We start from the raw sequence: 18,992 nt of genomic DNA, 5'->3' as shown, positions 1-18,992 counted from the left end.
TCAGTGCCAGAACGTCGCGTACAGCGCGACGAGGATCGCCAGCACCGCGAGCGACGCCACGTTGAACGAAGGCGCGGTCTTGTAGCTCACGTCATCGGTGCGGATGCGGTCGCGCGCGCCGCTGGCTGGTGTCGCCAGCGCAACCACGGTGGCCAGCGCGAACGAGAGGAGGAACACCAGGCCGATGCGATCCATGAAGGGAAGATCCGGCCACAGCAGCTTCAGTGCCAGCGACAGCACGAACGAACCGATGGCCGCGGCGAGCGCGCCGGCTTCGTTGGCGCGCTTCCAGAACAGTCCCTGCAGGAAGATCACCACGATGCCCGGCGTGAAGAAGCCCGTGAATTCCTGGATGTACTGGAACCCCTGGTCGAAACTGCCCAGCAGCGGGCGTGCGGTGAGCACGGCGATGACGATGGACACCGCGGCGGCGATGCGGCCCACGCGCACCAGCTTGGGCTGCGAGGCCTGCGTGTCGCGCTTGGCGTAGAAGTCCAGCGTGAAGATCGTCGCGACCGAATTGATCTTCGAGGCGAGCGAGGCGACGATCGCCGCCACGAGTGCCGCGAACACCAGGCCGAGCACGCCGCTCGGCAGCAGGCGCATCATCGTCGGATACGCCGCATCGGGGCGTTCGAGCGACGGCGCCAGCATTACCGCGGCGATGCCCGGCAGCACCACGATCACCGGCATCAGCAGCTTCAGGAACGCGGCGAACACCACGCCTTTCTGCGCTTCGCGGATGTCCTTGGCCGCCAGCGCACGCTGGATGATGTACTGGTTGAAACCCCAGTAGCTGAGGTTCGCGATCCACAGTCCGCCCAGCAGCACCGACAGGCCCGGCAGGTCCTTGTAGAAGGGATTGGACGGGTCGAGGATCATCTGGAACTTGCCGGGATGCGTCGTCCACAGCGTGTGGAAGCCCTGCACGATGCTGCCGTCGCCGATCTGGCTCAGCGTGATGCCGGTGACCAGCAGGCCGCCCAGCACCAGCAGCGTGACCTGCACGATGTCGGTCAGCGCCACCGCCTTCAGTCCGCCGTACAGCTGGTAGGCCAGCGCGAACAGGCCCAGCAGGATCAGCGCGAGCGTCTGGTCCATGCCCGCGACCTGCGACACGGCGATCGAGCCCAGCCAGAGGATCGACGTCAGGTTCACGAACACGTACAGCCCGAGCCAGAACACCGCCATCAGCGTGCGGATGCGGTTGCCGTACCGTTCCTCCAGGAACTGCGGCATCGTCGTGACCTGGTTGCGCAGGAAGATCGGCAGGAACCATTTGCCGACGATCAGCAGCGTCAGCGCGGCCATCCATTCGTACGACGCGATGGCAAGGCCGATGGCGTACCCCGAGCCGGACATGCCGATGATCTGCTCGGCGGAAATATTCGCCGCGATCAGCGACGCGCCGATGGCCCACCAGGGCAGGGCGCGGCTGGCGAGGAAGTAGTCCTGCGCCGATTTCTGGTGCCCGCCCTTCTCGCGCGAGACCCACTGCGCGAGCACGAAGATGCCCGCCAGGTACGCCAGCACGATGCCGACATCGAGGGTGGAAAGACTCATTCGACAAATCTCCGCAAGGTGGGCAGGGCGTCAGCGACGCCGCACGGCATCGGGGTCGCCGGCGAAACGCGGCTCGCGCAGGCCGGTGATGCCGGGCTCGAACGCGAGCACATCGCCGGCATGGCGATCGATCGAGCGCGCGGCGTCGGTCATGCCGTCGTGCGCGCTGGTGACGTAAAGCGTGGCCAGCGACGGGCCGCCGAAGGCCGGACGCGTGGGCTGCGCGGTAGGAAGGGCGACGACGCGATCCTCGCGGCCGTCAGCGCGGTAACGCACGACGCGCGACGCGCCCCATTGCGCGTTCCACACGCCGCCTTCGCTGTCCACGCTAGAACCGTCTGGTTCGCCGCCTTCCAGCGACGTCAGGTCGACGAAGGTGCACACCGCACCGACTTCGTCGCCGTATTCGCATTGCAGGATCCGCTTCTGCAGCGAATCGCAGAAGTACATCGTGCCGCCATCGGGACTGAAGGCGACCGAGTTGGCGATCGCGACGCGCGGCAGCGGCAGTTCCTGCAGCGCGAGGTCCGCGTCCAGCCGCAGGAACTGGCCATGCGCGCCCTTCGGTCCATGCGCGGGTTCGTGCAGGGTTCCGAAGACGAAACGCCCCTGGCGATCGCAGGCGCCGTCGTTCGCACGCGTTTCCGGCGCGATGGGAAGCGTTCGGATCTCGCGGATCTCGCCGGTGCCGAAATGGAAGAACGCGAGTCGCGACGCGAGCGCGAGCAGCAGCCAGCCATCGGCGACGCACAGCGCGAACGATGCGAGACGCTCCGGCATCGGCCAGCTGCGCACCGTGCCGTCGCCGGGCACGTAACGCCAGAGCATCGATGCGTGGATGTCGGTCCACAGCAGCGATTGCGTGCGATCGCACCACAGCACGCCTTCGCCCAGCGCGTGGCCGGACTGGACCGCGACGCGAACGTCGACGCTCAAACCCAGCCTCCGTCCACGATGAAGTCCTGGCCCGTGCACATGCGGCTGTCGTCGGCGGCGAGGAACAGCGCCATGCGCGCGAGGTCTTCGGGCTTCAGGTGACCGGGCAGGCACTGCGCGCGCGCGATCTGGGCTTCGCCTTCCTCGTCCAGCCACAGGCGCTTCTGCTTCTCGGTGATGACCCAGCCCGGCACGAGCGCGTTGATGCGGATGCGGTCGCGGCCAAGTTCGCGCGCGAGGCCGTTCACCAGCCCGTGCACGGCGGATTTCGCCATGGCGTACATCGGATAGCCGGCGTTCTTGATCATCCAGCCGGTCGAGCCGAGGCAGATCACCGAACCACCGCCGAGCGCGCGCATGTCGTCGACGACGGCCTGCGTCGCGAAATACTGATGACGCAGGTTGACGGCGATGTTGCGTTCGAAGTCCGCCGCGGTCGTGCTGCCGAAGGAATGGCGCACGTCGTTGGCGGCGTTGTTCACCAGCACGGGGATGCGGCCGATGCGCTCGCGTGCCTGCGAGATGGCGCCGTGCAGCGCATCGAGATTCGTCACGTCGCAGCGCAGGTACACCGGTGCGTGTTCGACGCCGCGGAGTTCGTCGATCAGCGCCTGCGCGCCAGCGTCGTCGATGTCGAGGAATGCGACGCGTGCGCCCTGGCGCGCGAAGTGCTCGACGAAGCTAGCGCCGATGCCGGTCGCGCCACCGGTGATGAGCACGGCGCGGCTGGCGAGACTCGGGTAACGCGCCATGGAATCGTCGGTCATCTCGCTCACCATTCCGCCACGCTGCCGTCGGCGTGGCGCCAGATCGGATTGCGCCAGCGATGGCCTTCGGCGGCGCGTTCGTCGACGTATTCCTGGTTGATCTCGATGCCCAGGCCCGGCCCCTGCGGGATCGCGACGTAGCCGCCTTCGTATGCAAAGGGCGCGCGATCGGTCAGGTAGTCGAGCAGGTCGTTGTTGGCGTTGTAGTGAATGCCCAGGCTCTGTTCCTGGATGAACGCGTTGTAGCAGACCGCATCTAGCTGCAGGTTCGCTGCAAGTGCGATCGGGCCGAGCGGGCAGTGCAGCGCGAGCGCGACGTCGAAGGCTTCGGCCATCGCGGCGATCTTGCGCGTTTCGGTGATGCCGCCCGAATGCGACGGATCGGGCTGGATGATGTCCACGCCGCCGGTCTGCAGCACGCGCTTGAAGTCGAAGCGCGAGTACAGGCGCTCACCCAGCGCGATCGGGGCAGGGGAGAGCGAGGCGAGTTCGGGAATGCATTCCAGGTGCTCGGACAGCACCGGTTCCTCGATGAACATGAGGCCGAACGGCGCCAGCTCGCGCATCAGCACCTTCGCCATCGGCTTGTGCACGCGACCGTGGAAATCGACCGCAAGGCCGACTTCGCGACCGACCGCGTCGCGCACGGCCTGCACGTTTTCCAGCACGCGCGAGACCTTCTCGTGCGTATCGACGAACTGCACTTCCTCGGTGGCGTTCATCTTCACGGCGCTGAAGCCACGCGCGACGGCGTCCTTCGCGGCGCGTGCGGTTTCGGCCGGGCGGTCGCCGCCGATCCACGAGTACACGCGGATGCGATCGCGCACCTGGCCACCGAGCAGCGCATGCACCGGCACGCCGAGCGCCTTGCCGTGGATGTCCCACAACGCCTGGTCGATACCGGCGAGCGCGCTCATCAGGATCGGGCCGCCGCGGTAGAAGCCGCCGCGGTACATCACGTTCCAGTGGTCCTCGATGAAACGCGGATCCTTGCCGATGAGGTAATCGGACAGTTCGTCGACGGCTGCCGCGACGGTATGCGCGCGGCCTTCGACGATAGGCTCTCCCCAGCCGCTGATGCCGGCATCGGTGTCGATGCGCACGAAACACCAGCGCGGCGGCACGAGGAAAGTGGAAATGGCGGTGATCTTCATGCGTGTGGGGGTCCGTGCTCGTTGCGTGCGGTCGGTCAGGTGAGGTTGATCGAGTTCCAGCCGTCGACGAAGGCGCGCGCGCGGCGCGCGGTTTCGGTGGCGTCGATGCCGGGCGAATACAGTGCGGAGCCGATGCCGAAGCCGGCGGCGCCGGCCTTGCGGTAGGCACCCATGTTGTCGGGCGTGATGCCGCCGACGGGCAGCAGCGCGGTGCCCTTGGGCAACACGCTCGACCACGCCTTCAGCACCGGAGGCGGGAGTTGTTCGGCAGGAAACAGCTTCAGCGCGTCGGCGCCTGCGGCGAGCGCGGCGAAGGCTTCGGTCGGCGTGGCGACGCCGGGCGTGCAGACCAGACCGGCGGCCTTCGCGGCGCGGATGACGGTCGTGTCGCCGTGCGGCATGACGATGAGCTTGCCGCCTGCGTTTTTCACCTGCGCGACCTGCTCGGGCGTCAGCACGGTGCCGGCGCCGACGAGGCAGCGGTCGCCGAACTCGCGCGCGAGCAGCGCGATGCTCTCCAGCGGTTGCGGCGAATTGAGCGGCACTTCGATGACGCGGAAACCGGCGTCGAACAGCGCGGCGCCGACGGGTAATGCGTCCTGCGGGGTGAGCCCGCGCAGGATCGCAACCAGGGGAAGGGGTTGCAGCCACGCGGTGCTCATGCGCACTCCGTCGATGTTGGTGCGGGGGTGTTCCGGCCTAGCGCGCCGTCTTGCGCGCGCGTCGTCCTTTGATGTTCGCGCGGGAGTCGACGATCATGCCGTGCATCGCTTCGCGCGCCTGCTCCGGCCGCTTCAGCCGGATCGCGTCGTACACCGCGAAGTGCCGCGGCAGCGAATACTTGAAGTCCACGGCGGTCTTCGCCGACAGCAGGAAGTACGCGCCCAGCGCGGTGTCGATCACCGAGAACAACGAGCCCATCAGTTCGTTGTTGGCCGCGTCCAGCACGCACTCGTGGAATTCCAGGTCGGCCTTCGCCCAGGCGTCCAGATCCTTCGATGCGTCCATCGCCTCGTACGCGGACTTGATGCGTGCCAGCTGCTCCGGCGTGCGCTTGCGCGCGGCCGCGGCTGCGGCAGCCGGTTCGATGATCTCGCGCATCTCCACCAGCTTCTCGACGAAGTCCTCCGTCGGCATCGACGCGCAGCGCCACGCCAGGATGTCCGCATCGAGCTGGTTCCAGTAGCGCGTGTCGCGCACGCGCGAGCCGGTCTTCTGCTTGGTTTCGATCAGGCCCTTGGAGCCCAGCACCTTCAGCGCTTCGCGCAGCGCGGTGCGGCTGACCGCCATGCGCTGCGCCAGCGCTTCCTCGCGCGGCAGCAGTTCGCCGGGCTTGATCTCGCCGCTGACGATCAGCCGGCCGAGTTCCTGGATGACCTGGTTGTGCAGGTTCCGCACCGCGATCTGTCTCACTGGTCCCCCTCCACGACGCATCCGGCGTCGCTCCTATTATCCGACAATAGGGGTATAGCATGAGTTCGGTTGCGCGTACCGCTTCGAGCCTCATGGCGATGCCACCGGGTCGATCCGCAGCCAGTCGTAGTCGAGCGGGCGCTCGGGATTCGACAGGACGATGCGGTTGTGGCCCGCCTTCAGCGGTGCCTTGAACGTCGCCTCGCGCCAGCCTTCGGACGTGGACGGCGTCGCGCCACCGGTCGCGGCAACGCCGTTGACGCTCATGTGCGGGGCAGCCGCGAACCCGATGTCGGCGAAGCGCACCGTCAGCGTGCGTGGGCCGGACTGGCCGACGACGACGTCGAAGGTCAGGTCCGCATCCTTGCCGCTGGCCAGCCGCACCTTGCGGTAGGCCGATGCCTCGACGTTGTCGATCTGCGCGCCGCCACGACGCACGGCGTCTTCGGCTTCATACCGGTTGAGCGCGAGCGGCGCCGACGCGAACAGGATCTCGTTGGTCTCGTCGGGTGCGGGCGCATTTGCTGTCGAAGACGACGTGACGTGCAGCAGCGTGCCGTCGGCGCGCGGAATCATCGCCTGCGTCCAACCCGCGTGGATGTTGCCCGTGCGCTTGCGCACCGGTGCGCCGGCTTCCCACCACGGGCCGCGGCCGCCGTCGGCGTTCCAGTAGAACGTGCGTCCACCCGCATCGCCGCCACCGCCGGCCCGCTGTGCGGCGACCACGATCACGCCGTCGGGCGTCTCGCCGGGTAGCCAGCGGATCGTCGGGCAGGCCGAGGGATACGCGCCGGACGCGGTCTGGATCGGCGTGCCGCGATCGCCCGCGTCGCCCCAGTCGAGGCCATCGCGGCTGAACTTGATGTGGACCTGGCCGTTGCGCGCAGCTCCGGTGTTGTCGATGTTCTCGTAGACCATCGCGTAGCCGCGGCCGGGGATGCGTTCAACGATGGCCATGCCGGGACGCTCGACACCGCCGGGCAGGGCGACGTCGAAGACCTCCTTGCCCCAGGTGCGGCCGCCGTCATCCGATACCCGGTGCGCCAGCAACTGGTTGAAGCCCTGCGCCTTGTGCTGTTCGGTCGAATAGAAGACGACCATGCGGCCGTCGTCGAGCACGACGATGTACGGCTCCCACACGCCCTTGTTGAGCCGGTCGGACGGCTGCCCGCCGCCTTTGACGATGCTGCTTCGGTACGTCCACGACCTGCCGCCGTCGACGCTGGCGTACAGCTGCAGGTCCTGGTCGGTGATGCGCTCGCCGCCGTCGCGGCGGATCGCGTTGGCCGCCATCAGCAGCGTCCCCGCCGGAAGATCGCCGCTGCTGCGCGCCAGTTCGCTCAGGTGCGGCTGCCAGCGCAGTGCCCAGCTTTTGTCGCCGCGATGCGCCGTTTCGTCGATCGAGCCGATGCGCTTGAAGCTGTCGCCATCGTCGCGGCTTTCGAACAGCGGCACGTTGCCGGCTTCGGACGGCTCGTAGACCAGCAACAGGCGGCCGTTGTCGCCGCCGTTCGACTGGTGCGCGAGCTTCACCGCCGACGCGTAGCCGATGCCGTGCGCGAGCTTGTGGCCCACGACCTCATCGGGCGCGTCGGCGATTGCGCCGTCGACGACGCCCGTGCACAGCAGCACGGACATCGCGACGGGCAGCAGGCGCCGCGCGGGGGAGGGCGCTCGTCGCATCACAGCTTGAACCGGTAACCCAGGCCGATGGTCTGGTCCTGGAAGCGGATGTCACGCGGACGCGTGTCGCCATCGCCCCAGAACTGGTGCAGGTTGTTGCCCAACAGGTTGGTCGCCGAGAGGATGACCGTCTGGCGCGGCGTCACGTCGTAGCTGATCGAGAAGTCCAGCGAGCTGGCCGGTTCGACCTGGTCCTCGTTGCCGGCCACGGTGGGCTGGGTGAAGAAGTCGATGTAGCGGCTGCGATAGCCGTAGGCCAGTCGCGCCGAGACGCCGTAGTTCTCCCAGAACAGCACCGCGTTGTAGTTGTTCTTCGACACGTTCTGCAGCGGGCGCGAGGTTTCCGGGCCGCCGATGAACTGCGGCGAACGCGTGGAGCCGTCGATGTAGGTGTAGTTGAACTGCGCGCCCAGGCCGCTCCATGCGCCGGGCAGGAAGTCGAAGGTCTGCTGCCAGGCGAACTCGACGCCCTGCAGGTGGCCGCTGCCGGCGCTCTGGGGGGACGACAGCTCGAAGTCCTCGCCACCGATCACGACGTTGGTGACGTAGTTCTGGATGTAGCCGTCGATGTCGCGATAGAACAGGCCCAGGCTCGTGTAGCCCACCGGCGAGAAGTACCACTCCAGCGACGCGTCGTAGTTCATCGACTCGATCGGCGTCAGATCCGGATTGCCGCTGGCGGCGATGCCGGCGCGGTTGATCGTGCCGGGGTTGAGCGAGATGGACGGATTGAGCGCGCCGAAATCCGGATAGCTCAGCGTCTTGGCGGCGACCAGGCGAAGCTGCCATTCATCGTTGAAGTGCAGGTTCATGCTCGCGTTCGGCAGCGTGTTCGTGTCCTTCGTGTTGCGCGAGATCGGGCTGTAGATGCCGGTGGACGCATCGAAGGAGTACGCGTTGAGGTCGCGCTCCACGCGCTCCACGCGCACGCCGACCAGGCCGTCCACGCGCAGGCCGAACATCTCGGTGTCGTACTTCGCCTGCAGGTAGCCGGCGAGCTTTTCCTCGCCGATGTCGAAGAAGCGGCCCGGGTTTTCCGCCGCCAGGCCCGGCTGCAGGCCGTACAGCTGGCGCAGGTAGTCGGCGCTGTCGATCAGCGTGTCGTAGCAGGGCGTCAGCCACTTCTGGTGCAGGGCGTCGTTGCCGCGCTTGCTGCAGAAGAAGTCCAGGCCCGGCAGGCGCGCGATGACCTGGTTGTCCGGATTCGGATTGGCGGTGATGTTGCCGGTACCCGCGCCACCCGGCGGCGGCGTGGAGAGCTCGACGCTGCCCTTCGCCTCGGCGTTGCGGTCGGCGTAGCGCAGGCCGAACTGCAGCGATGCGATCGGGCCGTCGATGAAATCGAAGTGGCCGTCGCCGCGCCAGCTGTTTTCCTCGCCGTACGAATAGCCCCAGGTCTGGAACAGGCCGTTGAGGTAGAAGCGCGACGGATCCAGCGCCGGATCGCCCTGCAGGTACCAGTTCTGGTGGCGGCCGGACGTGCCTTCCCACACGGTGGTGATCGGGCCCGACAGGAAGGTGTCGATGATGAAGTTCTCGTCGCGGTAGTAGCCCGACGTGCGCGAGAACTCGGTGGACAGGTGCAGCTGGTCGCCGTCCCACTTCAGGCCGAGCGCGTTCTGGATGTCCTGCCCGCGCTGCTTGTGCGCCTGCGTGCTGGTCGCGGCGTACGTGTCGCCGGTCCACACGCCGTTGGAGGCGTCGCAGATGGTCTGGCCCTGCAGCGCGCCTTCGAGCTGGTTCGGATAGCAGTGGCCGCTTACGCCGAGTTGCTGCGGCGAGACGACGCCGACCGGGAAGGTGAAATAGAACGCGTTGGAGTAGCTGTCGCGCACCCAGTCGTACAGGCCTTCCAGGTAGATCTCGGTGTCTTCGCGCGGCTTCCACTGCAGCGCGTAGTTGAAGGCGCCGCGCTCGCGATAGCCGTCGTTGTACGAGGTGCCCCAACCGTTCGGCGCGGCGATGAGGTTGCCGTCGCTGGTGCGGATCGGCTCGCCCGTGCCGGTGGTGACGACCTTCGGGAAGTCGCCCCACACCGCGTCGTACGCGTAGTCCTTCGCCTGGTAACCGAAGTTGACCAGCGCGCCGAACTCGCCGGCATCGGTATCCCAGCGGTCGCTGAAGAGCAGGCTCGCGTTGGGATCGACGCTGCCGCCGTACTTGCTGTGCGTGGCGGTATAGGTGCCGGCGACTTCGCGGCCATCGAAATCGAACGGACGGCGCAGCTGGATGTCGACAAGACCGGCAATGCCGCCGAGAGGGAGGGAGGCCTCGGAAGTCTTGTACACGCTGAGCGTCCTGACCGCGGTCGCCGGCAGGTTCTGGAATGCGAAACCACGGCCGGAGCTGGAGAAGATCTCGCGGCCGTTGAGGGTGGTGATGACGTTGGGCAGGCCGCGGATCACCACGCTCGTGGTCTCGCCCTGGTTGCCCTGCGCGATCTGCACGCCGGTGACGCGTTGCAGCGCGTCGGCGACGCTGTTGTCGGGCAGCTTGCCGATGTCCTCGGCGACGATCGAATCGACCACCATCGTCGCGTCCTGCTTCAGCGACTGCGCGGTTTCAAGGCTCTGGCGCAGCGCGGTCACCGTCACGGTGTCCAGCTCGGTCGCTTCCTGCGACGAGGTCGGCTGCTGCGCAGCGGCCGGGGTGGCGTCCTGCGCGAGCGCCATCGGCGGCAGCACCAGCGCGGACAGGATCGACAGCGACAACAGCGAGCGTGGGAAGCGTCGGTTCATGGCATCGGTCTCGAAGACGTTGGGTGCGCGCGGCCGGCACGAAGGCGCGCCGCGCGTCAGGGTTCAGAGGGCGGGAACTTCGTTCTTGGGAGCGCGGCTGAGGGCGCGGATGATCTCGATCTCGCGCGCGCGATACGGCTTTCCATCGCCATGGAGCAGGTCGTGGAACCACAGCGTCGGCGGCTTCTGCGTGTACGGACGCTCCCACGAATCCCACGGGAAGCGCGTCTGCGTCTTGCCGTCCACGAAGCCCCAGTTGTACATGCCGACGTTGAGCTTCTTGGCCACCGGCAGCACCCCGTCGATGGTCGAACCGGCGCCGCGGGCCAGGTACTCGGTGCACAGCAGCGGGCGGCCGTAGACCTGCAGCTCCTGCACGCGCTGGGCGAAATCCTCCGGCCAGGCATAGGTGTGGAAGGAGATCACGTCGGACAGCTCGACCTGCGCCTTCTCGACGCGGTTGAGGCCTTCGAGCTTGTTCCAGTCGGGGTTGTGCCACAGGCCGCTGGTGAGCGGCTGCGTCGGCTTCTGCGTGCGCGCCCAGGCGAAGACCTGCGGCAGCAGTTCGGCGACGCGGTCGAACTTGTGCTTGCTCTCGCGCGGCTGGTAGAAGCCGCTGCCGCCGCCTTCGTTGTCGGGCTCGTTCCACACGTCCCAGGCAAGCACGCGGTCGTCCTTGGCGTAGCTGCCGACGATGTCCTTCACGTACGCCTCAAGACGCGCGTGCTGCTTCGGATCGTCCAGCGCGGCGGTGCCGGGGCCCTGCACCCAGCCGGAGTTGTGCACGCCGGGGATCGGCGGACGCTGCGGGCCGAGCTTCGGATCCGGATCCCAGCACGAATCGAACAGCACCAGCATCGGCTTGATGCCGTGCTTGGCGGAAATCTGCAGGAAGGTTTCGAGGCGACGCTTGAAGCCCTTCGGATCCTGGTGCCAGGCCATGTCGTGCAGGAACACGCGCATGGTGTTCATGCCCATGTCCTGCGCCCAGCCCAGTTCCAGGTCGATGCGCTTGGGATCGAAGGTCTCGGCCTGCCACATCTCCAGCTGGTTGATCGCGTTGGCCGGGATGTAGTTGCTGCCCACCAGCCACGGCTGCTTCGCGTACCACGCGTTGGCTTCTTCCTGCGACCAGCGTTCGCCCGGCGCGGCGAGCGCCGGCTGCGCGAGGGACGCGCCCGCCAGCGCAGCGGCGACGAGCAGTTTGGGTAGCCACTTGAACATCAATCCATCTCCTTGTTTCGAGGAATCCAGGCATGCCTCCGGCCTTCACGACAGCCGTGGCCGTCGCGTCGCAGGTGGCATTGGGCAGCGTTGGCGGCCGTGGTTACGGCGTGGCGCGGGCGCCCTGATCGGTGGTGAAGCGGTAGACCATGCGATTCACGTACTGCTTGCCGGGCACCAGTCGCGCCGAGCCGAACGCCGGCTGGTTCGGTGTGTCCGGGAACAACTGGGGTTCGAGCACGAAGGCATCGCCCTGGCGATACACGCGGCCGCTCTTGCCGACCGTGGTGCCGTCCAGGAAGTTGCCGGAATAGAACTGCAGGCCGGGCTGCGCCGACGTCAGCGTCAGCACGCGGCCGGAACGCGGATCGTGCACGCGCGCGACTTCACGCGGCGCCTTGGCGATGGTGCGGCTCACGACCCAGTTGTGGTCGTAGCCGCGGCCGCGCAGCAGCTGCGGTTCCGAACCGGTGCGCAGGTCGCGACCGATCGGCTTGGGCGTGCGGAAATCGAAAACGGTGCCGGCGACGGGCGTGATCTCGCCGGTCGGGATCAGCGTTTCGTCGACCGGCGTGTAGGCGTCGGCGGCGATGGTGAGTTCGTGGTCCATCGCCGTGCCCGAACCTTCGCCGGACAGGTTCCAGTACGCGTGGTTGCTGAGGTTGACGATCGTCGGCGCGTCGGTGGTCGCGCGATATTCGATGGCGAGCTTGCCGTCGCCTTCCAGCGCGTAGCTCGCGGTGACGGTGAGCTTGCCGGGGTAACCCTGGTCGCCGTCGGGGCTCACGTAGCGCAGCGTGGCGCGGTCGGGCCTGGCTTCGACGACGTCCCACACCACTTTGTCGAAACCGCGCGTGCCGCCGTGCAGCGTGTTGGGGCCGTCGTTGGTCGGGATGGTGTACGACTTGCCGTCGAGCGTGAACGCGCCCTTCGCGATGCGGTTGGCGAAGCGGCCGACGACGGTGCCGAAGTACTGCGGCTTGGCGAGCGTCGCGTCGAGCGTGGCGTCAGCGAGGACGACGTCGGCGAACTTGCCGTCGCGATCGGGGACCTGCAGCGCGTGCAGCGCGGCTCCGAGCGTCCACAGCTGCGCCGTCATGCCGCTGGCATCGCGCAGGGTGATCGATTCGACCTTCGTGCCGTCGGGCAACGTGCCGACGACCGCGCGTTCCTGCGCGCCCACCGCACCTGCGGTGGCAAGCGCCAGCGCGCCCAGAACCAACCCCGACATCCCCGTCCCAAGCCCCATCGCTCTCGACCCTCCCAACGTGCGCCATGACCAGCGTGGGACAGACAAAAACATATAATCAGACAATATGCACGTTGCGGCGCAACACGCTTTGGACAGCCGATGCACAAAGCGAGGGGAAGACATCGGCAACACCTGCAAAGGAACCGACCTCGCCAGGTGCGAAGCGGGCCATCACGCAATGCGCCGCCGGCCCTCGCTCGTCATTCCCGCGAAGGCGGGAATCCATGGACGTTGCATGTTTGCCCGTGCGCGCGTCCGCGTCAGGAACGCGACTGCCGGCCGCCGCACGCGCGTGGCGCAAGCATGAAAAGCCTCTGGATTCCCGCCTCAGCCGGAACGACGGGGAGATTCAACCGCTCGCGCGAACCCGCGCATCGATTTCCACGAACCCGCGCGCGATCGCGTCAGCCGAGGCCACCGCGTGCGATGCGATGCCGAGTTCCTCCAGCGCCGCCGCATACAGCGCGCACACCGGGGGCGAGCCCACCAGCGGGATGGCGACGTTCTCTCGGCGCGGAAACAGCGCCAGTGCATCGGCAATCTCCGACCCGATCAGCAACCCGCGCAGGTACGCGCTGGCGTCGGCCTTCGGCAGCATTCCGCGGATCACCCGCGCACGCGCGCCGAAGAGGAGGGCGCCCAGGCCGAGCGTGCGCGACGCGCTCGTGCGGACACCGTCGCGGAACGCGGCACCGTCGTTTCCCGGGCCTTCGACGATGGAGGCGAGCAGCCCCGCCGCGGTCAGGCGGTCGTAGATCTCGCCCGACATCGCCGTCATGAACTCCTGCACGCCGCCGTCGACGATGCGCACCCACTTGGTGTGCGTGCCCGGCAGCGCGACCAGCGGCGCATCGCCGAGGCGACCGCTGGCCTGCAGCCCGAGCAGTTCGGTTTCCTCGCCGCGCATGATGTCCGGCGCGCCGTCGCGTTCGCGCACGCACGCCAGGCCGGGCACGATGTGCAGGTCCAGCTCGCCGATGCGCGTGGGCACCAGTCGTTCGCTCAGGCGGTCGAATCCGGCGGGGCAATCAACGTAGCCGGCATCGGTCCAGCCGACGTTCGAACCGATCATGCCGGCGGCGTACACGCGCGTGGCATCGGGCCAGCGGGCGCGCACGCGTCCGGCGATGTCGACCATGCCGTCGCGCTGCACCGATGCGACGCCGGCCGCCGCTTCAAGCGTATCGACCACCGCACCATCGGGCGCGATCAAATGCGCGCGGAAGTTCGAGCTGCCCCAGTTGATGCCAACGATGGAATCGGACGATGGATCGCTCATGTCACGTGACCGGATGCTTGCCGCGTTTGCGGCGTGAATGTGCGGCGATTGGCGGTCGCCTTGTGTATTGTCCGATTATATGTTTACGTCGTCGGCCTCGCGCAATGCCCGTGCACGCATGCATCGCGCTTCCGGTTCGGCAAGGAGAAGACCGCATGTCCGTTCGCACGACGCTGCTATCCGCCACGCTGATGCTGTCCCTCGCCGGTCTCGCGAACGCGGCGGAATCGAGCACCTTCCGCAATCCGCTGCTGCCGTCGGGCCCGGATCCGTGGATCGTCCGCGACGGCGACACGTACTACTACATGGCCACGCGCGGGGACCGGCTCGCGATGCGGAAGACGGGCGATCTCACGCGCCTGGCCGACGCTCCGGAAATCACGGTCTGGACGCCGCCGGCGAGCGGCCCGAACGCGCAGTCCATCTGGGCGCCGGAGCTGCACCGCATCGACGGCAAGTGGTACCTGTACTACACCGCCGCGGCGAGCGGCCATGACGACGACGCCCATCGCGGCATCTTCGTGCTAGAGAACGCCGGCGCGGATCCGACGAAGGGCGAGTGGATCGATCGCGGCCAGGTGAAGACCGCACACACCGGCATCGACGGCACGACGTTCGTGCACGCGCGCAAGCGTTATTTCGTGTACTCGCCCTACGTCGGGCCGGACAGCGTGCTGTCGATTTCCGCGATGGAGAATCCCTGGACGCTCGCGGGGAAGGAAACGATCATCGCGCGCCCCGACCAGTCGTGGGAGCGACAGGGCGGCCGGCAGATCCTCGAAGGCCCGGAATATTTCGAAGGCCCCAACGGCGACCTGTTCCTCACGTATTCCGGCAGCGCGTGCTGGTCGGACGACTACGCGATCGGCCTGCTTCATGCGGCGCCGGGCAGCGATCCGCTGGACGCCGCATCGTGGACCAAATCGCCACGTCCGGTGCTGGCGAAGGACGCCGGCCAGGGCGTCTATGCGCCGGGCCACAACGGATTCTTCGAAGCGGCCGACGGCACGACGTGGATCGTCTACCACGCCAACTCCGGGCCGGACATGAAGTGCACCGCGAAGCGCTCGCCGCGCATGCAGCCGGTGCAGTGGGATGCCGCCGGGCGCCCCGTGTTCGGCCGGCCGGCGGGCGAGAAGACGGAGCTGAAGGCGCCGGCACGACCGTGAATGCGGCCTGCGCCGGCTCCACGAAGTTCGCCAACGGTCGCGTATTCGCACGCCGGAACACCGAGCCGGTACGGCCGCGAATGATTTGCCGCACTGCGCCATGCATCCCGGCGGCGCCGTCACTAGAGTTGGACGCGCACAGGGGGAACTCCATGAGCATGTTCATCCATCAGGCGGCCACGTGCGCCGCCGGCATCGGCTGCGGGCTGGGTGCCGCCACGATCATCACGTTCGCCTTCGGCGCCGTGAGTGGCGGCGAAAGCGCGGCCTTACTGAAGCGCTGGCTGGGCTGACGCCCGGCGACGCAACGAGGAAGGACGCTCCGCACCGACGCGTGCGGCTTGCCAGGAAGGCCTGATCCCGCGGTTCCACCCGCGGACGCTGGCGTGCGCCTGCCGCGCGGCCGTTGCAGCCATCGCAACGCCGCCCCGGGCTTCGATGTACGCTCCGCAGCGTGGCGGCGCTGTCCCGCCAATGCCATCGCACCACCCCGCGTTGCCACCCGCACGCGTGAGCACGCGCACGACATCACGTTCGATCCCGCCACGCGTTCCGGCACGCCGCATCACGGGAGATGGTCATGTGGGAGTTGATGAGAGCGGTGGGGACCGGCTTGGCGATGCTGTTGCCGCTCACCAATCCGGTATCGACGGTCGCGGTGATGCTCGGCCTGTCGCGCGGCATGTCCGACCAGCAGCGCAAGCGCCAGGCGCTGCTGTGCTCGTGCTACGTCTTCGCGATCATGACCATCGCGTTCTACGCGGGTCAGGCGGTGATGGGCGTGTTCGGCATCACCATCTCGGGCCTGCGCATCGCCGGCGGCCTGATCGTCGGCTTCATCGGCTTCCGCATGCTGTTCCCCGACGAGCGCGACCCGCCCGAGGTCGAACACCGCAGCGAAGAGCTGCAACTGCGCCAGAAGCAGGACATCGCCTTCATTCCGCTGGCGATGCCGACGACCGCCGGGCCCGGCACCATCGCGCTGCTCATCGGCACTGCCGCGACGATGGCCGATGAGCGCCCGTTCTCGCCGTGGGTGATGCAGGTGGCGCCGGTGGTGGTGTTCGTGCTGGTCAGCGTGATCCTGCTGCTTTGCCTGCGCAGCGCCAGCGCGATCATCCGCCTGCTCGGCCAGAGCGGCGTCGATGCGCTGTCGCGGTTGATGGGCTTCCTGCTGGCGTGCATGGGCGTGCAGTTCGTGATCAACGGCGTGCTGGACATCATCCAGGACTACCCGTTCGTGAACTGAAGGCTGCGGAGCACGGCTGATCGACCATCGCTTCAGGTGGCCGACAGCCAGACAGCGCCGCGTTCACGCCACACCGAAAAGCGTGCAAGCAGCATGCAGGCGTATCCGTTGCCTCGGGCGTTCGATGAAACCGATCCTGCATGCCGCACTGCTGCTCGCACTGTCCACTCCGATTTCCGCCTTCGCGCAGGCTCCGACGTCGTCCGGCGACTTGCCGCTGAATCGCGCGAACGAAGCCGAATTCACCGGTGACCTGAAAGGCGAGGCCAACGCGGCGGCGCGACTGCGCGCGCAGGTGCTGCTCGATCGCGCGTACTTCGGCACGGGCGAGATCGACGCACGCTGGGGCAGCAACACCGAGCGTGCGATCGCCGCGTTCCAGCGCAGCCGCAACCTCGAGGCGACCGGCACGATGGACGAAGCGACCTGGCGCGCGCTCCGCGCCGATGCATCGCCCGCGCTGGTCGAATACCGCCTGACCGCGCAGGACGTCGCGGGTCCGTACGCCACGATCCCCGACGACATGATGGCAAAGGCGGCGTTGCCGCAGCTGGGATTCACCTCCGTCGCCGAAAGCCTGGGCGAACGTTTCCACGCCAGTCCCGCGCTGCTGGCCGCGCTCAACCCCGGTGCGGACCTCACACGCGAAGGCACGACGCTGTGGGTGCCGAACGTGCAGTCCGCCGCGCCGGCGAAGGCGGCGTCGGTGGTGGTCGACAAGTCGGACGCGTCCGTGATGCTGCGCGACGACCAGCAGCGCGTGTACGCGCGGTTCCCTGCGTCGACCGGCAGCGAGCACGATCCGCTTCCGATCGGTCGCTGGACGATCAAGGGCGTCGCCCGCGATCCGCACTTCCAGTACAACCCGAAGCTGTTCTGGGACGCCGATCCCGGCCATGCGAAGGCGAAGATCGCGCCCGGTCCGAACAATCCGGTCGGCGTGGTGTGGGTCGACCTGAGCAAGGACCATTACGGCATCCACGGCACGCCGGAGCCCGGGAAAATCGGCAAGACCGAATCGCACGGCTGCATCCGGCTGACGAACTGGGACGCGACCGCGGTGGCTGCAGCCGTCAGCCCGGGCACGCCGGCGCTGCTTCAGGAATGAATGCACCAACGCCACGGAGGCGGGCATGAGCAAGGCGGCGCTGCTGTTCCTCGCGATCGTGCTGGTGGGCGCGAACGTCGCGATCTATCACTTCGGGCGGGAGCACGGCGCGGCATCGCCCGTCGACGCCGCGGTGACCCCATCCGCAGCCGTCATCACGAAAGCGGCGTCGCCAACGCCCGTGCCGGTGCAGCAGCCCGCGGCCGCCGCGCCCATCGCGCCGGCGACGACTGACACGCGCGCAACGTCGCCGGGGGCGACGGCGCCCTTCGCAGCAGGCGAGGGCACGCTGACGATCCCCGTGCAGGGCGTGACTTCGGCGCAGCTGCGCGACACCTTCAGCGAAGCGCGTTCGGAAGGCCGCGTGCATGAAGCGCTGGACATCATGGCGCCGCGCGGCACGCCGGTGCTCGCAGTGGCAGACGGCACAGTCGAGAAGCTGTTCACCAGCGTTCCCGGCGGTCTGACGATCTACCAGTTCGAACCGAGCGGGCGCTACGCGTACTACTACGCGCATCTGGATCGTTACGCGGACGGACTGCAGGAAAAGCAGGCGATCCGCCGCGGCGAGGTGATCGGTTACGTCGGCAGCACGGGCAATGCCGATCCGTCCGCGCCCCACCTGCATTTCGCGATCTTCGAGCTCGGGCCCGAGCGCCAGTGGTGGAAAGGAACGGCGATCAATCCGTATCCGGTCTTTACACGTCCGCAGTAGGCATCAGGCTGGTTACGGGTAGCACAGATGCGGAACCGTCTCCGCCGTCCTTCTCGAAGGCGCGCGGACGCGGGGTATCGATTCCATCCGTGTGAGCGATTCCGGCAGCGACGACGCACCTTGCAGCACGAGTTCCTTGAACTGCGCCCAGTCGAACGCGGTGCCGGGATCGCTGCGTCGCGCTGGATCGAGCACCGCATGCGAGACGACGTGCTTGAGGTTGGGGTACTTCGCCCAGCAGTAGCGGACGATCTGCGCGGTGGCTTCGAGCTGCCACTCGGAGAACGGATCCTGCACCTGCGTGTTCACCACTTCGATGCCGAGCGACCAGTGGTTCACGCGTTTGGCGCCGCCGTTCACGGACGGATGGCTGCACGTGTTGCGCACGTGCCAGGCCGCGCGCGCCTCGGGAATGCACGCCCACACGAACTCGCCGTGCGCGTCTTCGTTCTCGTCCGGCACCAGCCAGTGGAACGACGCCGTGCCCGCGCGGATCACCGACGCGGCGCCGTCGGAACTCGCCCCAGCCGTCGCGTGGATCACCACGGCGCGGATGCCGAAGATGGGATCGACCGTCCGCCTCGCAGACGCCGATTCCCAGAACGCCCGGATGCCCGGATACCAGAACTCCGCCAGTTCGACATCGTCGGGCCGGCCGGCGACGGGCAGGTTGAACTTGTACTGGGAGGGACTGGGCATGACGCTTCCTCCTTGAATGCGCGTTCGCACGCGCTCACGAAAA

At 67.7% G+C, this 18,992-nt stretch carries 17 protein-coding genes; 5 read left to right on the top strand and 12 right to left on the bottom strand.

Annotation, left to right across the window (positions count from 1 at the left end; translation table 11 throughout):
- The 11 genes from GOY17_RS09915 to GOY17_RS09865 all read right to left on the bottom strand — a co-directional run bounded on the left by GOY17_RS09915 (position 1) and on the right by GOY17_RS09865 (position 14,009).
- On the bottom strand, positions 1-1,563 hold the full coding sequence (locus tag GOY17_RS09915) for a sodium/sugar symporter (RefSeq protein ID WP_157030284.1): 1,563 nt from the start codon (positions 1,561-1,563) through the stop codon (positions 1-3).
- A 30-nt stretch (positions 1,564-1,593) separates the two neighbouring features.
- Positions 1,594-2,499, bottom strand: coding sequence for an SMP-30/gluconolactonase/LRE family protein (locus tag GOY17_RS09910; RefSeq protein ID WP_157030283.1), 906 nt, complete (start codon positions 2,497-2,499; stop codon positions 1,594-1,596).
- A complete protein-coding gene (locus tag GOY17_RS09905; RefSeq protein WP_232338395.1) occupies positions 2,496-3,266 on the bottom strand; it encodes an SDR family NAD(P)-dependent oxidoreductase in 771 nt (256 codons plus the stop codon). The genes GOY17_RS09910 and GOY17_RS09905 overlap by 4 nt, the downstream gene beginning before the upstream one ends.
- A gap of 5 nt (positions 3,267-3,271) precedes the next feature.
- Positions 3,272-4,420 (bottom strand): galactonate dehydratase, encoded by a 1,149-nt coding sequence (dgoD, locus tag GOY17_RS09900; RefSeq protein ID WP_157030281.1) that lies wholly within the window; start codon positions 4,418-4,420, stop codon positions 3,272-3,274.
- A gap of 35 nt (positions 4,421-4,455) precedes the next feature.
- The gene (locus tag GOY17_RS09895) at positions 4,456-5,082 is read right to left on the bottom strand and encodes a 2-dehydro-3-deoxy-6-phosphogalactonate aldolase (protein WP_157030280.1); all 627 of its coding nucleotides are present in this window, start codon (positions 5,080-5,082) and stop codon (positions 4,456-4,458) included.
- Between the two features lie 37 nt (positions 5,083-5,119).
- Positions 5,120-5,833, bottom strand: a complete 714-nt coding sequence (locus GOY17_RS09890; RefSeq protein ID WP_232338394.1) for a FadR/GntR family transcriptional regulator — start codon at positions 5,831-5,833, stop codon at positions 5,120-5,122.
- A gap of 90 nt (positions 5,834-5,923) precedes the next feature.
- Positions 5,924-7,516: an exo-alpha-sialidase gene (locus GOY17_RS09885; RefSeq protein WP_157030278.1), complete on the bottom strand. Its 1,593-nt coding sequence runs from the start codon at positions 7,514-7,516 to the stop codon at positions 5,924-5,926.
- On the bottom strand, positions 7,516-10,254 hold the full coding sequence (locus GOY17_RS09880) for a TonB-dependent receptor (RefSeq protein WP_157030277.1): 2,739 nt from the start codon (positions 10,252-10,254) through the stop codon (positions 7,516-7,518). The genes GOY17_RS09885 and GOY17_RS09880 overlap by 1 nt, the downstream gene beginning before the upstream one ends.
- A 63-nt stretch (positions 10,255-10,317) precedes the next feature.
- Positions 10,318-11,478 carry a cellulase family glycosylhydrolase gene (locus GOY17_RS09875; RefSeq protein WP_157030276.1) on the bottom strand — a complete coding sequence of 387 codons (1,161 nt, stop codon included), beginning with the start codon at positions 11,476-11,478 and terminating at the stop codon, positions 10,318-10,320.
- A gap of 103 nt (positions 11,479-11,581) precedes the next feature.
- A complete protein-coding gene (locus GOY17_RS09870) occupies positions 11,582-12,709 on the bottom strand; it encodes an aldose epimerase family protein (RefSeq protein ID WP_157030275.1) in 1,128 nt (375 codons plus the stop codon).
- 370 nt (positions 12,710-13,079) lie between these two features.
- Positions 13,080-14,009 (bottom strand): 2-dehydro-3-deoxygalactonokinase, encoded by a 930-nt coding sequence (locus GOY17_RS09865; protein WP_157030274.1) that lies wholly within the window; start codon positions 14,007-14,009, stop codon positions 13,080-13,082.
- Positions 14,010-14,164: 155 nt separating this feature from the next.
- Here GOY17_RS09865 and GOY17_RS09860 point away from each other — a divergent pair, with 155 nt between their 5' ends.
- From GOY17_RS09860 to GOY17_RS09840, 5 genes are all read left to right on the top strand, one after another.
- The gene (locus GOY17_RS09860; protein WP_157030273.1) at positions 14,165-15,178 is read left to right on the top strand and encodes a glycoside hydrolase family 43 protein; all 1,014 of its coding nucleotides are present in this window, start codon (positions 14,165-14,167) and stop codon (positions 15,176-15,178) included.
- Positions 15,179-15,330: 152 nt separating this feature from the next.
- Positions 15,331-15,471: a hypothetical protein gene (locus tag GOY17_RS09855; protein ID WP_157030272.1), complete on the top strand. Its 141-nt coding sequence runs from the start codon at positions 15,331-15,333 to the stop codon at positions 15,469-15,471.
- 326 nt (positions 15,472-15,797) lie between these two features.
- Positions 15,798-16,427 carry a MarC family NAAT transporter gene (locus tag GOY17_RS09850; protein ID WP_269750029.1) on the top strand — a complete coding sequence of 210 codons (630 nt, stop codon included), beginning with the start codon at positions 15,798-15,800 and terminating at the stop codon, positions 16,425-16,427.
- Between the two features lie 124 nt (positions 16,428-16,551).
- Positions 16,552-17,535: a L,D-transpeptidase family protein gene (locus tag GOY17_RS09845; protein ID WP_157030270.1), complete on the top strand. Its 984-nt coding sequence runs from the start codon at positions 16,552-16,554 to the stop codon at positions 17,533-17,535.
- A 25-nt stretch (positions 17,536-17,560) separates the two neighbouring features.
- A complete protein-coding gene (locus GOY17_RS09840) occupies positions 17,561-18,250 on the top strand; it encodes a M23 family metallopeptidase (RefSeq protein ID WP_157030269.1) in 690 nt (229 codons plus the stop codon).
- A gap of 12 nt (positions 18,251-18,262) precedes the next feature.
- Here GOY17_RS09840 and GOY17_RS09835 read toward each other — a convergent pair whose 3' ends face one another.
- Positions 18,263-18,949 (bottom strand): N-acetylmuramoyl-L-alanine amidase, encoded by a 687-nt coding sequence (locus tag GOY17_RS09835; protein WP_157030268.1) that lies wholly within the window; start codon positions 18,947-18,949, stop codon positions 18,263-18,265.
- Positions 18,950-18,992: the final 43 nt, after the last annotated feature.

The sequence above is a fragment of the Lysobacter soli genome (genome assembly GCF_009755585.1).
In the GTDB taxonomy this organism is placed as follows: domain Bacteria; phylum Pseudomonadota; class Gammaproteobacteria; order Xanthomonadales; family Xanthomonadaceae; genus Lysobacter_J; species Lysobacter_J soli.
Note: the sequence above shows the minus strand (reverse complement) of the source record. Positions and strands in the feature narration are given on the sequence as shown.

Excerpts from the sequence above, each read along its gene's own strand:
- GOY17_RS09915 (WP_157030284.1), bottom strand. The coding sequence starts at position 1,563 with ATGAGTCTTTCCACCCTCGATGTCGGCATCGTGCTGGCGTACCTGGCG.
- GOY17_RS09905 (WP_232338395.1), bottom strand. The coding sequence starts at position 3,266 with ATGACCGACGATTCCATGGCGCGTTACCCGAGTCTCGCCAGCCGCGCC.
- dgoD (WP_157030281.1), bottom strand. The coding sequence starts at position 4,420 with ATGAAGATCACCGCCATTTCCACTTTCCTCGTGCCGCCGCGCTGGTGT.
- GOY17_RS09895 (WP_157030280.1), bottom strand. The coding sequence starts at position 5,082 with ATGAGCACCGCGTGGCTGCAACCCCTTCCCCTGGTTGCGATCCTGCGC.
- GOY17_RS09885 (WP_157030278.1), bottom strand. The coding sequence starts at position 7,516 with ATGCGACGAGCGCCCTCCCCCGCGCGGCGCCTGCTGCCCGTCGCGATG.
- GOY17_RS09880 (WP_157030277.1), bottom strand. The coding sequence starts at position 10,254 with ATGAACCGACGCTTCCCACGCTCGCTGTTGTCGCTGTCGATCCTGTCC.
- GOY17_RS09875 (WP_157030276.1), bottom strand. The coding sequence starts at position 11,478 with ATGTTCAAGTGGCTACCCAAACTGCTCGTCGCCGCTGCGCTGGCGGGC.
- GOY17_RS09870 (WP_157030275.1), bottom strand. The coding sequence starts at position 12,709 with ATGTCGGGGTTGGTTCTGGGCGCGCTGGCGCTTGCCACCGCAGGTGCG.
- GOY17_RS09865 (WP_157030274.1), bottom strand. The coding sequence starts at position 14,009 with ATGAGCGATCCATCGTCCGATTCCATCGTTGGCATCAACTGGGGCAGC.
- GOY17_RS09860 (WP_157030273.1), top strand. The coding sequence starts at position 14,165 with ATGTCCGTTCGCACGACGCTGCTATCCGCCACGCTGATGCTGTCCCTC.
- GOY17_RS09855 (WP_157030272.1), top strand. The coding sequence starts at position 15,331 with ATGAGCATGTTCATCCATCAGGCGGCCACGTGCGCCGCCGGCATCGGC.
- GOY17_RS09850 (WP_269750029.1), top strand. The coding sequence starts at position 15,798 with ATGCTGTTGCCGCTCACCAATCCGGTATCGACGGTCGCGGTGATGCTC.
- GOY17_RS09845 (WP_157030270.1), top strand. The coding sequence starts at position 16,552 with ATGAAACCGATCCTGCATGCCGCACTGCTGCTCGCACTGTCCACTCCG.
- GOY17_RS09840 (WP_157030269.1), top strand. The coding sequence starts at position 17,561 with ATGAGCAAGGCGGCGCTGCTGTTCCTCGCGATCGTGCTGGTGGGCGCG.
- GOY17_RS09835 (WP_157030268.1), bottom strand. The coding sequence starts at position 18,949 with ATGCCCAGTCCCTCCCAGTACAAGTTCAACCTGCCCGTCGCCGGCCGG.